Origin of the sequence: Virgisporangium aurantiacum (genome assembly GCF_016863635.1) — a bacterium.
GTDB classification, from domain to species: domain Bacteria; phylum Actinomycetota; class Actinomycetes; order Mycobacteriales; family Micromonosporaceae; genus Virgisporangium; species Virgisporangium aurantiacum.
In genome coordinates, this window is sequence record NZ_BOPG01000100.1 from 63,102 (window position 1) to 77,022 (window position 13,921).

The 13,921-nt window shown below is 69.4% G+C and carries 12 protein-coding genes; 10 read left to right on the plus strand and 2 right to left on the minus strand.

What is annotated here, in order from left to right; genetic code table 11:
- The 4 genes from Vau01_RS55705 (at position 1) to Vau01_RS55720 (ending at position 4,276) form a co-directional block, all read left to right on the plus strand.
- Complete coding sequence (locus Vau01_RS55705) at positions 1-1,227, plus strand: hypothetical protein (protein ID WP_204010660.1); 1,227 nt, start codon at positions 1-3, stop codon at positions 1,225-1,227.
- An 18-nt stretch (positions 1,228-1,245) separates the two neighbouring features.
- A complete protein-coding gene (locus Vau01_RS55710) occupies positions 1,246-1,911 on the plus strand; it encodes a vWA domain-containing protein (RefSeq protein WP_204010662.1) in 666 nt (221 codons plus the stop codon).
- Between the two features lie 491 nt (positions 1,912-2,402).
- A complete protein-coding gene (locus tag Vau01_RS55715) occupies positions 2,403-3,365 on the plus strand; it encodes a transcriptional regulator (RefSeq protein WP_204010664.1) in 963 nt (320 codons plus the stop codon).
- A 314-nt stretch (positions 3,366-3,679) separates the two neighbouring features.
- Positions 3,680-4,276: a TlpA family protein disulfide reductase gene (locus Vau01_RS55720; RefSeq protein ID WP_204010666.1), complete on the plus strand. Its 597-nt coding sequence runs from the start codon at positions 3,680-3,682 to the stop codon at positions 4,274-4,276.
- On the opposite strand, the gene Vau01_RS55725 is transcribed toward Vau01_RS55720, so the two are convergent.
- On the minus strand, positions 4,241-4,639 hold the full coding sequence (locus tag Vau01_RS55725; RefSeq protein ID WP_239152806.1) for a S26 family signal peptidase: 399 nt from the start codon (positions 4,637-4,639) through the stop codon (positions 4,241-4,243). The two genes, Vau01_RS55720 and Vau01_RS55725, sit on opposite strands and share 36 nt — an antisense overlap.
- 115 nt (positions 4,640-4,754) lie before the next feature.
- Here Vau01_RS55725 and Vau01_RS55730 point away from each other — a divergent pair, with 115 nt between their 5' ends.
- The gene (locus Vau01_RS55730; protein ID WP_239152807.1) at positions 4,755-5,921 is read left to right on the plus strand and encodes a globin domain-containing protein; all 1,167 of its coding nucleotides are present in this window, start codon (positions 4,755-4,757) and stop codon (positions 5,919-5,921) included.
- Positions 5,918-6,616, plus strand: a complete 699-nt coding sequence (locus Vau01_RS55735) for a DivIVA domain-containing protein (RefSeq protein WP_204010680.1) — start codon at positions 5,918-5,920, stop codon at positions 6,614-6,616. Before Vau01_RS55730 ends, Vau01_RS55735 begins: the two co-directional genes overlap by 4 nt.
- A gap of 16 nt (positions 6,617-6,632) precedes the next feature.
- Here the strand turns inward: Vau01_RS55735 and Vau01_RS55740 are convergent, their stop codons facing one another.
- The gene (locus tag Vau01_RS55740) at positions 6,633-8,438 is read right to left on the minus strand and encodes an ABC transporter ATP-binding protein (RefSeq protein ID WP_204010683.1); all 1,806 of its coding nucleotides are present in this window, start codon (positions 8,436-8,438) and stop codon (positions 6,633-6,635) included.
- A 440-nt stretch (positions 8,439-8,878) separates the two neighbouring features.
- Between Vau01_RS55740 and Vau01_RS55745 the strand changes: the two genes are divergently transcribed.
- From Vau01_RS55745 to Vau01_RS55760, 4 genes are all read left to right on the plus strand, one after another.
- Entirely contained in the window at positions 8,879-10,291 is a 1,413-nt protein-coding gene (locus tag Vau01_RS55745; protein WP_204010686.1) for a DUF4082 domain-containing protein, read from the plus strand.
- A 24-nt stretch (positions 10,292-10,315) separates the two neighbouring features.
- The gene (locus Vau01_RS55750) at positions 10,316-10,933 is read left to right on the plus strand and encodes an RNA polymerase sigma factor (RefSeq protein WP_204010689.1); all 618 of its coding nucleotides are present in this window, start codon (positions 10,316-10,318) and stop codon (positions 10,931-10,933) included.
- The gene (locus tag Vau01_RS55755; protein ID WP_204010691.1) at positions 10,930-11,991 is read left to right on the plus strand and encodes a right-handed parallel beta-helix repeat-containing protein; all 1,062 of its coding nucleotides are present in this window, start codon (positions 10,930-10,932) and stop codon (positions 11,989-11,991) included. The genes Vau01_RS55750 and Vau01_RS55755 overlap by 4 nt, the downstream gene beginning before the upstream one ends.
- A gap of 166 nt (positions 11,992-12,157) precedes the next feature.
- Positions 12,158-13,654: an immunity 49 family protein gene (locus tag Vau01_RS55760; RefSeq protein WP_204010694.1), complete on the plus strand. Its 1,497-nt coding sequence runs from the start codon at positions 12,158-12,160 to the stop codon at positions 13,652-13,654.
- Positions 13,655-13,921 lie beyond the last annotated feature (267 nt).

A 13,921-nucleotide genomic window follows, 5' to 3' on the forward strand; every position in this document is an offset into this window, starting at 1 on the left:
GTGGCGCTACACGACTTGCGGGTCGAGACTGCCGCGCCGGCGTACGCGGGCGGCGGGGAGTGTGCGGGCCTCTACCGGTTGACGGACTATCCCGGGCTGCTGTTCAAGCTCTACAACGGCCAGTCCGAGCGCGACGCCGAAGCCCACCGCATCGATCGGCTCGTGGCGCAGCCGGACCGGTTGACCGATCCGTGTGATCGGGCCCTCGCCATGGAATCGATCGCGTGGCCCGTGAGCCGGGTGGTCGACGGCGACCGCACGATCGGTGTGCTTCTTCCCGAGGCGCCGTCGGACCTCAAGGTGCCGATCCGGTATCGCGGCTCCCGCACGCGCAGCGTCCGGTTCGAGCGGTTGGACGTCGACCTGTTGGCCAAGCCCAACAGCTATCTCGTCCGGCGCGGCATCGGTCGGCAGACCCCCGCAGACCGATACGTCATCTGTCACCGTCTCGCGCAGATCGCGTATCTGTTCGCACGCCTCGGCATCGTCTACGCCGACTGGTCGTACTCGAACGCGTTCTGGCATCCGGTGGATCACCGTGTATTCCTCATCGACGTCGACACGTGTTCATACGGCCCGCGCAGACACGTCGAGACCAGTGGATTCGAGGATCCGCTCACGCCGCTCGGCCTCGACGTCGACACCTATCTGGACCGGTACCGGGCCGCCCTGCTCATCTCGCGGTGCCTCACCGGGGAGCGGGATGTCGACGTGGTCCGGTGGGCTCTCGCGATGATGCCCGGACCGGTGCCGGACATCCTGACGCGGATGTTGATCGCACCCAACCGGGAGCAACGGCCGTCGCTGACCGCACTGGCTCAATGCTTCGACCGGGCGGGTGTGGTCACACCGGATCCCGGACAAGGGCGGGTGAACCAGACCCCCGGTGGAACCGGCAACGCCGGCGGATCACGCGACGTCGGCGCCATCCGCGGAACAGGCGGTACCGGCGCGGGAGTCGGATCCGGTGTGGCCGGTTGGCGACCCCGCGCGGCCAACTCGCTCCGCACGGGCGGCCCTCCGAGGCATGCCCGCGCAGGCATCGCCCGCAACACCCCGGCCCACCTCCCGCTCGCTCGCCAGGGACGCGACGCCACGCGTCCGCCCGCCCTCCCACCCACCCAGGAGCCCGGCCCGGTCGCCGATATCGGCAGAGGCGTCCTCGTCATGTGCATTCTGGCCGCTGTGACGCTCGTCGCCATCGTGGTCTTCGTCGCGATCCGCTGACCCGGAAGGACCCTCGCCATGACCGCCCCGACCGCCGCGAAGTGCCTCCCCACGTACCTGGTGGTGGATACGTCGACCTCGATGGCAGAGCACCAGGACCTACTCAACGGACTCGTGGACCATCTCGTGGATGCCATCGGCAACAGCCCACGCGTGGCCGAGTTCGCGCACATGTCGATCATCACGTTCAACACCGCCCCGCATCTCGTTCTGCCGATGTCCGACATCGAGCGGGTGGATCGCCTGCCCGACATCACGTGTCGGGGCGCCACCAACTACGGAGCCATGTTCCGGCTTCTCAAGGTCAGAATCGATGCTGACATCCAGGAACTCCGCGACAGTGCGGGCCGGGCCGTCCTGCGTCCCGCGGTGTTCATCCTGACCGACGGGGAACCGACCGACCAGGCCTGGTCGACGGACTTCGGCGACCTCACCGATCAGCAGTGGCGCCGCCGCCCGCACGTCATCTCCTTCGGCTTCGGAGCCGCGAACCCCACGGTCCTGGGGAAGATCGCGACCAAGGCCGCCTTCCTGGCGGAGTCGGCCGCCACGGAACAGGAAGCGATCATGACCATGATCACCAGTCTGCTCAAGAGCCTCGTCGCCTCGGCGAGCGCCGCGGAGTTCACCATTCCAACGAAGGTCGACGGCTACGAGCGCGTCCCGATCGAGTACGTGGACTGACTGTGCCCGGTTAGGATGCGGAGCGGACAGTCGCTTACCGCGTCAGAAGGCATCTCATCCCAATGCGCGCCGTCGAGCGGCACGGCGGTTCGTCCGTCCGCCGCGATCACGTACGTCCGACCCTCCTGGTGCGCGACTATGCGGCCGCCCAGCCACAGCACGTCCTCGTTGAAGCCCGGCACGGTCAACCGCCGCACGCCGGTGCTGATGGCGACACCTCGCCCTCGGTGTGCCCCGCCGGCGGGGTTCAGGGCCGGGCTGGCAGGTACTTCACGGAGCCGGCGGGTGGACACGCCGAGCCGCATGGCCACCTCTGCTCGAGAGGGGTGGGGACCGCAGCGCCACCTGTCGTTCAGTCTTCGGGCGGCGACCGGGTGCTTCAAATGCCGACGAATGGGAACGGTTCGCCGGCGCGTCAGCGGCACGGCAGCGTTACGAAAGCGCGTGCCCGCATGGTGGTCGAAGTACTCAGGGCTCGGAGGACCAGCTCAGTGGAAACGCCACCGGATCGCCGGCCTGCGACCGGCCGCTGGCCGCAGCGCGACGAACCGCAGCGGAACGGACCGGAGCGCGACGGACCGCAGCGTGATCCCGTGTCGCATCCGGTCCGCGACGCACCGGCGGCGGTCGAGGCCGAATGTGCCGTCGGCCTGCCGCTGTCCCTGGCGGAGCGAGAGGCGGCGGCGGAGTGGATCCTGGTGTCCCACCCGCACTGGTCCGACCGGGCGGTGGCGGCGGTCACCGGCCTGGCCGCCGGCACGGTCGCGGTCATCCGTAGGCGGCGGTCCGACGGTGCACCGCAACCGCCGGTGCGCATCGGGCGGGACGGCCGGACCCGGCCTCTGAACGCCGCGGCCGGGCGCAGGCTGGCCGGCGACTTCATCGCAGGGCACCCGGATGCATCGCTGCGCGAGATCGCCCGCGCCGCGGGCATCTCCGTCGGGACCGCGCGCGACGTCCGGGCCAGGATCAGCCGGGGCGAGGATCCGGTTCCGGTGGGCCGACGCGGGGCATCGGAACCGGCCGGTACCGACCCGGCCGCCGGCGTACCGCGATCGCGGCATTCGGGCGCCGGGGACAGCGATGCGGACAGGCACCAGCCCGCCGTCGTCCGGTCGGAGTGCCTCCGCGATCCGACGGTCATTCTCGACGACCTTCGCAGAGACCCCTCGTTGCGGTTCACCGACCGGGGCCGGCGTTTCCTCCGCTGGCTGGACACCTGGGCGGCCGGCCCTCTCGGTAGGGAGGCGCATCTGGAACAGCTCCCCGCCCATTGCGCGTATGCGGTGGCTGAACTGGCCAGGTCGTGCTCGCAACGCTGGGCGGAGTTCGCCGACCAGCTCGACCGGATGACGCGGGTGGCGGACGACCCACCGGGCCGTACACCTGCGCAAAACGAGCGGTTGAACAGCTTTGACAGGCGTAATTACGAGGGTCATTCTCTCTCGAAATAGCCGTGTGAAACGGAAAGGCGAAGAATCAATGACCCGAATCGTCGGAGCCGTGGCCGACCGGCTGCTCTCATTCGTGGCGCCGAAGGCGACCGCGGCAGCGTTGTGCCCCGGCTGCTCCCTGTCCTGCACAACACGGTGCTGCCAGGTGGGCTTCGCGCTCAGGTACGTCACGAGCTGTCCCATCAACGGCGCGCCTCCCTGCCAGTACACGGTCGGTGGCTACTGCTGATCGGAATACCCCTGCCGCCAACCATTCCGGCTGACATCTCCGGTCTGGTTGGCGGCATCGTGCATGAGTGAACGGGAGTGTCTCCATGGAGTTCCTTGTCGGCGTGCTCATCGTCATCGTTCTGGTCGACCTGCTGTTGACGTTCGGGGTGGTCCGCAGACTGCGCGAGCACACAACGAGGTTGGCCGAGCTCCAGAACGGCCCGGGCGGTGTGTTACCGGGACTGCGCCCCGGCGACGCGGTCCCGGACTTCCCCTCCGTGTCGACGACGGCGGGCGGTACGCTGTCGCCCGCTGCCCTGCGGAACCGCACGAGCCTCGTCGCTTTCCATTCGATCGGTTGTGGAGCATGTGAACAGGATGCTCCCGCGTTGGCGGACCGCCTGCGCGTCGAAGCCGAACGCGGCGTGCCGGCGTTCGTGGTCGTGGCGACCCAGGGCGCCGACGGGGACGCCGAACACATCAGGGAACTGGCCGAAACGATGGACGGGCTGGCCGGTGTCGTCGGTGAGCACCCCGGTGGTCCGGTACAGCAGGCATTCGACGTCGGTGGGTATCCGACCTACTTCGTCGTGGGCCACGACGGACGAGTCGTGTCGACGTCCCCTCGCGTCAGCGATCTGCCGACCGAAGCACCGGCTGTCGTGTCAGCCGGAGGACATCCGCCGAACCACAACTCCTAGTACCAGGTCCTGCTGAACGGGGCCGAAGGTCCGGGAGTCACTGCTGTATTTCGAGTCACCGACGATGAACAGCGAACCGGCGGGGATGACGCCTTCACCGCGCGGGTCAGCGTCGCCCGCCAACGCGACGACCCGCTTTATCAGCAGCTGTCCGGGCATCCGGTCGGGGGGTCGCGTCACCACGATCGCATTGCGTCGGGGGCGTCCACCGAATGTCCGACGGAGGGCCAGCACCCGATCGCCGGGTGCCAGGGTGGGCGACATGCTGTAGCCGTCGACGGTGACCACGATCAACGCTTTCCGGACCAGGACAGCCAGAGCGACCGCACCGAGTCCCACGATGCCGATGACGACCCAGTTCACGTGTGAGAACGCTAGCGGCCGGCGTTGTCGCCGCGCTGACGCCCGGCTTACGTCCCGGTCTCGGCGGACCGTGGAGATCTTGTTCCGGGCGCGACGAATGTCGAGAATCATTCTGATGGACACCGATCGGTTGCGGAACAGTTGGGCGAAGGTCGCGGCGCACGGCACCCAGGTTCCCCAGTTCTTCTACGCGCGGCTGTTTCTCGCCCATCCCGAGTTGCGGGACATGTTCCCGGCGTCGATGGCCACCCAGTCCGACCGGCTCGTGGCGGCGCTCGGCCGGTTCGTGTCCGAAGTGGACGATCTGACCGGCGTCACCCCGATTCTCGAACAGCTCGGCCGCGACCACCGCCGTTTCTCCGTGAGGGCCGAGCACTACCCGCTCGTCGGTGAGACGCTGCTCGCCACCCTCCGATACTTCCTCGGCAGCGAGTGGGGTCCGGAACTGGCCGAGGACTGGACGGCCGCGTACACCGTCGTCGCCAACGTCATGAGCGGCGCCGCCGCCGCCGCGGAAGGCACCAGCCCTCCGTGGTGGGAGGCGGAGATCATCGCGCATGAGCGGCGCGGATACGACGTCGCATTGTTGCGGCTGCGTCCGGACGCCCCGTACGTGTACCGGGCGGGCCAGTCCGTGGCGGTGGAGACGTCGACGCGTCCACGCTTGTGGCGCACCTACTCGATCGCCAACGCACCCCGTGCCGACAGCACCCTCGACCTGCACGTCAAGGCGGTGTCCGGTGGGCAGGTCAGCAACGCGCTCGTCAACACGGTCGAGCCCGGCGACACGCTGCGCCTCGGTGCGCCGGTCGGCAAACGTCTGACCACCACGGACGACAGCGGCCGGGATCTGCTCATGCTGGCCGGCGGCACCGGTCTGGCGCCCCTCAAGGCGGTCGTCGAGGAACTGGCCGCCACCGAGCGGCCGCGCCGCGTCACCCTCTTCGCCGGCGCCCGGACCGAGCCGGACCTGTACGACCTGAAGGCGTTGCGGGACATGGAAAGCCGCCTGCCGTGGCTGACCGTGACACCGGTGCTCTCCCACGATCCGTACTTCGCCGGCGAGCGCGGCGCCGTCACCGAGGTCGCCCTTCGTCACGGCCGCTGGCGCGACCACGACATCTACGCGTGCGGTCCCGACGACATGGTGAGCGACGCCGTCATCAGGCTCGTCGCCGCCGGAGTCCCCACCGACCGCATCCGCACCGAAGACTTCGAAGCGGAGCCCTACCGCTCGGCGCGGACCGCCGAAACGGCGACCAGAGAGGTATCGGCCCCATGACATCACCGAACCGGAGCGGCTGGCGACCGATGTCGCCCGACGAGGTCCGCCGGGCCCCGCTTCGCGAGACCGGCCTCGGCCGGCGCGGATACCGTCCGGAAGATGTCGACCGCCTGCGGTCCCGGCTCGCCGAGGAACTCGAGCGGTGGGCCCGCGCGAACACCGAGGCGCAGAGCGAGATCCAGCGCCTGCGCGAGTACTACCGCACCAACGGCATCGACCCGGAGATGGGCCGCCGTCAGCAGCAGGACACCATCACGCCGGAGGCGGTGGCGGTCATGGCCCGCGCGCAGGCGTACGCCGACCAGCTGATCGCCGAGGCGCAGGCCCAGGCGCGACACATGCAGGCCGACGCGCGCCAGCAGGGCGAGTCGATGGTCGCCCAGGCCCGCCGCGATGCCGACCGGGCCGGGCAGGCGTACCGGATGCGGGCCGGCGAGTCGTACAGCCCCGACCGCGAGGAGACCGAGCGGCTGACCGCATGGGCCCGCAGCATTCTCGCCACCATGCAGGCCGTGCAGCACCAGTTGGGTGCGACGGCAGAGGCATTCTCGTTCGAACTCGGCAAGTTGGGGTCGCCCGGGCCATCCGGCGCGGCCAGTTCGCCGGGCTCGCGGCCGCCGGCCCACGCCATCGGCGAGCGGACGACGGCACGCGCGCCCGCCCCGCAACCGCGGAACCCGCCGTTCGGGTAGAACGGCGGGCGGCCGGTCATCCGACCGCGCCGTCGTGGTATCCCTTTGCCTGCAGCCGGAACAGGTCGGCGTAGCGGCCGCCGGTCGTCATGAGTCCGTCGTGGGTGCCCTGTTCGGTGATCGCTCCATCGGCGAGCACCACGATGTGGTCGGCGTCGCGGACGGCGCTGAGGCGGTGCGAGATGAGAACGCTGGTCTGTCCCGCACGGTGACGACGTAGCCGGGCGTGGATGTCGTGTTCGGCTTCGGCGTCGAGGCCGGCGCTGGGCTCGTCGAGGATCAGAAGATCCGGGGTGACGCGCATGAGCGCCCGGGCGAGGCCGACGCGCTGCCATTGGCCGCCGGAGAGGAACACGCCGGACTCCGGGTCGTCCCGCCCAGCGTGTTGGAAGAAGATCCGCGTCAGCATCGTGTCGTATCCGCGCGGCAGCCCGGCGATGACGCCGTCGACGTGCGCGGCCCGGGCCGCGGACCTGATCCGGTCCACAGCATCGATGGCCGGGAGGTCGCCGACGCCGATGTTCTCCCGGGCGTCGAGATCGTAGGACATGAAATCCTGGAACACCGCGCCGATCCGGCCGCGTAACTGCTCGATGTCGAGGTCGCGCAGGTCGACGCCGTCCCAGTGCACCGAACCGCGGGTCGGGTCGTAGAAGCGGCACAGCAACTTGACCAGGGTGCTCTTTCCCGCCCCGTTGAGTCCCACCAGCGCGAGGGCGGTGCCGTGAGGGATCGTCAGGTTCACCCCGCGCAGCACCCACGGCAGCCCGTCGCCGTACCGGAACCAGACGTCGCGCAGTTCGATTCCCCGGCGCAGCCGGCACACCGGCGTCGGCTGCGGACGGACCGGCAGATCCGGTGCGGCGGTGACGATCGCCTGGTAGTGGCCGAACGTCAGCAGCGCCTGGTGAGCCGTCGCCGTCTCGCGGATGATCGAACCGAGACTGGACTGCGTGCCTGCCACCGCGGCGACGAACACCGACACGTCCCCGATCGTGAGCCGGCCCGAGTGCGCGGCAGTGACCGCCCACACCAGGCCCGCGGCCGCCACCACCGCGCCCGCCAGGCCGAGCAGTCCCTGAACGGCGAGTTCCCGCCGGTCGACCCGCCGGTCCGACGCCTGCACGGTGCGCATGTCGCGCAGCATCCGACCCCGGAAGAAGTTACCGAGACCGAACAGCCGCACCTCCTTGGCCGCCTGCGGGTCGACCAGGAGCTGCGCGTAGAAGATCTCCCGACGTGCGGTCTGGCTGGTGTCCCACATGATCGCCGCGCGGCGCCGGCTGAGCGCCAACTCCGCCCGCACCGTCGGCAACGCCGCCACCCCGACCGCCACCGCCGTCCAGGGCGCCGTCGCGACCAGCGTGCCGACGAACCCGAACAGGGTGATCGCCGCCTGCCCGATGCCCAACGCGGTGCCGACGAGCTGGGTCGGCGCCTGCCGGCCCGACTGCTGCGCCAGTTCGAGCCGATCGCGGAACACCGGATCCTCGAACCGCGCCAACCCGACGAACCTGTTCAGCGCCGCGAACAGGGCGCCACCGGCGGACAGCGCCACCGACCGGGCCAGCTCCGCCCGGGCGAACTGCTTCGCCTGCGGCACCACCACGGCCAGGACACCGACACCCCCCAACGCCACCGCCGGCACCACCAGGTCGACGCGTGCACCCGACACCGCAAGCCGGTCGAGCACAAGCTTGGTCAACCATGCCGCCGCGACCGGCAACGCCCCGGCGACAACCGTCAACAGCACCTGGGACACGAACATGAACCGGCCCGCCCGCCAGGCGAGTACACCGGCACCACGCAGGTGCGACCACATCGTCTACGGAGGACAGTTGCAGTTGGTGCAGACCGTCTGCCAGGGACTGCACCGCACCACGCCGGAAGCGCGGTAACAGCAGTCGCGCCGCCGGCCCAGCAGCCCGTCATCGGCGGACCTGACGGCTGTTGTCAAACGACGCAATGAAATGACCACCTGGGAAATCTATCGACGGGCGCTGTCGTATCGCTGTCGCGTCACACGCCTACGGGGTGAGCGGGTGCCAGCCGGGGCAGGCGCTCGTCGATTGGAGGGCGGCGGCCGGGCCCGTCCACTGGATGACCAGCCACACGCGCAGCCGGCCCGGTGTGAGGTTTTCGAGGGCTCAGCCGTTCACTGCCTGAGACCGACCTGGCCGGGGCCGCCGGCGTATCCGAGCGGCCCGCGCTGATGGGAGACCGAGCTTCATGCAGGACACACGAGACAACGGTCGTCGACGCTTGCGCTGGTTGATCGTGGCCGCCGTCGCGGTCCCGGTGCTGGCCGGAACGGCGGTTGCCGGCGCCACCACGATGCGGGGGTCCGGCGGTTCCGCCGACCCGGTGTCGTTGTTCACCCGGGCCGACACCGGTCGGGCGACGGTCGACCCGGACGATCGGCCCGTCGAGGTCGGGGTGCGGTTCACCACGCGCGACGACGGCTACATTCAGGCCGTGAAATTCCTGCCGGTGCCCGGGGACGCCGCAGTTCACCCGGTGAGCGTCTGGGCTGCCGGCGAGCTGCTCGCGACGGCCTCCTCGACCGGGGCGGGCGCGGGCTGGCAGAGTGTCTCGTTGCCGAAGCCGCTACGCGTGAAGGCCGGAACCGAGTATGTGGCCTCATACCACACGAATCGGTACATGACCACGCAGCGCTTCTTCGACCGGGCGACGACCAACGGACCGCTGAAGGCCCCCGCGAAGCGCAACGGTGTCTTCCGTTACGACACGGGCGACGCCGCCCACATGCCGGACCAGAGCTGGAACGCCAGCAACTACTGGGTCGACGTGGTCTTCTCGACCAGACCATCGGGTTCGGTGACCCAGCCGCCGCCCCCGCCGACGACGTCGTCACCCGTCGCCAGCGCGAAGCCAACGGCGTCGTCGTCGACCGGGACACCGAAGCCGACCACGTCGGTCACCCCTCCCACCACGTTCCCGAACGCCTCGAACACCGGGGTGGTACCGGCAGACGCAAAGCTGACCCCGACGCGTGGCACGACGGTGACCACCGCGGGCGCGGTGCTGGAGAACCTGGACATCTCCGGCACGGTAAGGATCTCCGCCCCCGGCGTGACGATCAGGAACTGCAAGATTCACGGCGATGAACCATTCGGTGTACAGGTCCTGACAGGCAGCGTCAGAATCACCGACACTGAGATCTTCGGCTTCGGTGAAGCGGCCATCGCCTTCGACAACTGGGAGGCCGATCGGGTCAACATCCACAGTATGGGCGCCGACGGCGTCAAGACCGGTAGCAACACGACCCTGAAGAACTCCTACCTCCACGGCTTCACCCCGAAGGCCGGCGCCCACGCCGACGGCGTCCAGTTGCAGAACGGTGCGACGAATGTGACCATCTCGCACAACACGATCTTCGGCCCCAGCACGGCCATGTTCATGGCGCCCGATCTGGGTCCGTCCGGGGCCGGCCCGGTCGTGATCGACGGCAACCTGCTCCGCGGTGGAAACTACACGCTCCAGATCGTCGACGGTGACAACGGCAAGCATCACCAAAAGGGTTACGCGGTGACGAACAACCGATTCGAGCGCGGTGCGCAGTACGGCCCGGTGACCACCAACGAGCCGAGCTCCAGCTTCACCGCGTGGACGGGCAACGTCTGGCACGACACCGGAGCTCCCATCAACCGGTAATGTGCCATGACGCATGATCCGGCCGTGAGCTTTTCCGGCTCTCGTGCGTTCCCTTCGAGGCAGCCGCCGAACGGTGGCTGCCTCGAAGATGCGGATGTGAGGGGGCTCGTGGAGGCCGTTGATGCCGCCGAAGACCTGTTGCCCTTCGACGACCTGTACCGGCGATACGCGCCGCCGGTATACCGGTTCTGCCTGTCTCAGGTACGGAACCCCAGCGACGCCGAAGACCTTACGGCGGATGTGTTCGCGGCGGCGTTCGTCGCCTACGAGCGCACCCGCCCGGACGCCGACCGCGTGGTGCCCTGGCTCATGCGGATCGCCCGCAATCACGTCATCGATCACCATCGTCGCCAGACGACCCGGCGGACGGCCTTCGAGCGATGGTTCCACCGCAGCGAACCGAACGCGGTATCGACGACCGACGTCGAGCATGAAGTGACGCTGCGGTCGGAGCTGCGGGAAGTACTGGCCCGGTGCCGGCGACTCAAGGCGCGCGATCGGACCCTCATCGGCCTGCGGGTGGCCGCCGACCTGTCGTACCAACAGGTCGGCGAGGTACTCGGCATCTCCGAGCACGCTGCGACGATGGGCACCAAGCGGGCGCTGCAACGCCTGCGTGACCTCTACGAGGGGCAGCCATGACGCCTGACGAGGACGTGCTCAGGCAGATGTTCCAGGAGGTGCAGGTTCCCGCCGGGGTCGATCGGTGGCCCGCCCGGGTTCCCCGGCCGGTCCCGCGTCGGACCCGTTCCCGGCGGTTCACACCCGTACTGGTCGGGCTGCTCATCGCGGGCGTACTTCTCGCCACCGCCGTCATCGCCTCGCCGTACCGGCCGCACACGACGCTGGGAGGCGCCACCGCGCCGGACGCCCCCGCCGGGGCAACGGTGTCCACCGCTCCCGCTCCCTCGTCGCCGACCCTGAACAGCACGAGTCCCCCCGCAACCCCGGCCACGCCGCCGACCTCCGCCCCGGCGGCGTGGCCGTCGGAAACGACGACCGGCGTGCCGGCCGGTACCGCCCTCGGGACACACACCGGCGACCTGCGGGTGGACAAGGCCGGGCAGGTGGTGAGCGACCTGCTGGTCACCGGCACGGTCACCGTGACCGCGCCGAACGTGACCATCCGTCGAACCAGGATCGTCGCCAGCGGCCAGTTCACCGTGCGACAGCTTCCCGGAGCAACCGATCTGGTGATCGAGGACAGCGAGGTGTCCGGCGCGAAGGGCGCCAACGTCCAGTACGGCATCGTGCAGGGCGCCAGCGGGCTCGAGGTCCGCCGATCCCATGTGCACGGCGTCCAGCAAGGCATCGAGGCCGCTTCGAAGGCCACCATCACCGACAGTCTGATCGACGGCCTGGTGCGGTCCGACTCCACAACAGGTGTGGCGGCGCGCGGCGGCACCGGCCTGACCATCCGCCACTCGGTGGTGGTCAACCCGACCGCCGGCGGCACAGCCGTTGCCGTCTACGCCGACAACGGACCGCAACACACGGTGATCATCGATACCAGCCTGCTCGGTGGCGGTCAGTACACCCTGCATGTCGGCGCCGGGGTCACCGACATCACGGTCAGCGGCAACCGATTCACGCGTTCCGCCACCGCCGGCCCGATCCGCTGGGACGCCGCACCGCCGGGCAACAGATGGTCGGGCAACGCCTGGAACGACAACGGGGCTCGGCTCGGCCCACCGGCCTGACCGGCGCCGCGCCCCACCAGTGCCGCCAGCGCCACGGAACCGATGTCGACCTCCCGTTTGAGCCGGGCGTCAGCGGGGCGACAGCGATACGACAGCGCAACTGCCTGCGCGGCACGCAGAATTCAACCGGTCGCCGCTCGACCGCTTTGGGAATCCAGGAGGACGTTTGAACACGCGTGACCAGAGCGATCCGCACCACCTGTCGACGGTGCTGCGGACCTCGTTGCAGCAGTTGGGTGTGCGCCTACCGGCCGACCCGGACGCGGACCAGCGGGAGACCTGGCAGACCGTCGTCACGGCGTTGCAGGCCGCGCACGCCATCTTCGCGGCGGCGCTGGCGGCGGACGACATCGAGGTGCAGGTCGGCGACCGGGCGCTCACACTGGCGGCAGGGTCGACCAAGGATTTCGCGACCGCGGGCAACTGGCTCACCGCGTGCTACCTCGGCATGATCTGCCGCGAGTCGAGCGTGCTGGAAACGCTGATGAACACGCAGATCAAGGGCAACCCCGAGGTCGGCATGCTTCAGTCGTACCTGCGCCGGGGGCGGGCCGCCAAGAGGGGCTCCGAAGATGCCACGCTCAAGGCGTTGTCGTGGTTCCTCGGTGGCCAGCCCCGCTTGTTCGCGGAGGCGTTGGCGCGTGCGCTGGAGTTGCACGAGGAGCAACGCAGTGCGAACGACGACACCACGGGCGGCGTGGCACTCGGCCCGTTGGCGGTGGCGTGCGCCGCCTTCGACCAGGGGATGCCGGTCGGCGTCGAGTCACTCCACCTGCCGAAGAGCATCGTCGAACGCAGGTGGCGCGCCGAGGATTCGGTGGCGCCGCCCGCGTCCGGAAAACGCACGTGGCGCATCGTCGACCGGCACGAGGCCGACGCGGATGTGGCCGACCGCGAAGGTGACGCGCTGACCGCGCAGCTGAACGAGTTGATCGTGCAGGACCCGAGCCAGCTCCACGTCATCGGACCGAAAGCGCTCCTGGAGACCGGCTACCACCTCATCAACGACGAACACGGGTCCTGGTTCCACACCTGGGACAGCCTGACGCTTGCCATGCAGGCGTACCACGGCATCTTCGAAGCGGCGACCACGCGGCGCGAGGAGGTCCTCATCCGGCTGCGGGACGACAAGGTCTTCATCCCGGCCACCGGTGCCACGCCACACACGAACGCGGACACGTGGCTCAAGGCGATGTACCTCAGCATGATCTGCCGCGATCGCGAGCGCATCGACGACCTCGTGCGCGTACCGGAGGAATTGCGGCGCTCGTCCGGCACGGGGCACGACGAGGCCGTCCACGAGTGGATCAGCGTGCTGCACGGCTACTGGTACGGCGGGTACAGCATGTCCGAGCGGTCGCTGGAAGCCATGCCGCCGGACGACGACCTGCTCTACCCGACGGTCGAGTTGTTCTACCGCGTCTCCGAGGACGACCAGACCGGGTTCACCGACTCACTGGCGCGAGCCCTGCAGCGGCACCGGAAGTACTGGACGCAGAGCGAGGAACGCTCGACCGATCCGGAGGGCTTCTTCGCACTCGCGCCGCTCGCCTTGGCGGCGCGGGCCCAGCAGTCGGGCTGGCTCAGCGTCACCGTGCGCTCGCCGTACCTGCCACTGACGCTGCTCGACGGCGGCCGGATCGGCGAGGGAGGACCGAGATGACCACGCAGGGAATCCGGCCCCGCTTCTAAGTCGTGGGGCCGGCCAGCCGGATGCCCGGCCGACTGGCACGGAATCCGGAATCTGGAATGAATTCAAGTTGATTCGGTCACTCAGCGGTGACTCGTCGCAGAACCCGTCCAGACGGGCCTCCTTGCCGAGAGAACCGTGCGAGGTTGACACGGCAGGGCGCGTTGCTGGCATGCTGACCGGGTTCCTACCTGCGTAGGCTGGGCGGTCCGGACACCCGCCTCCCCTGTACACGCGTGG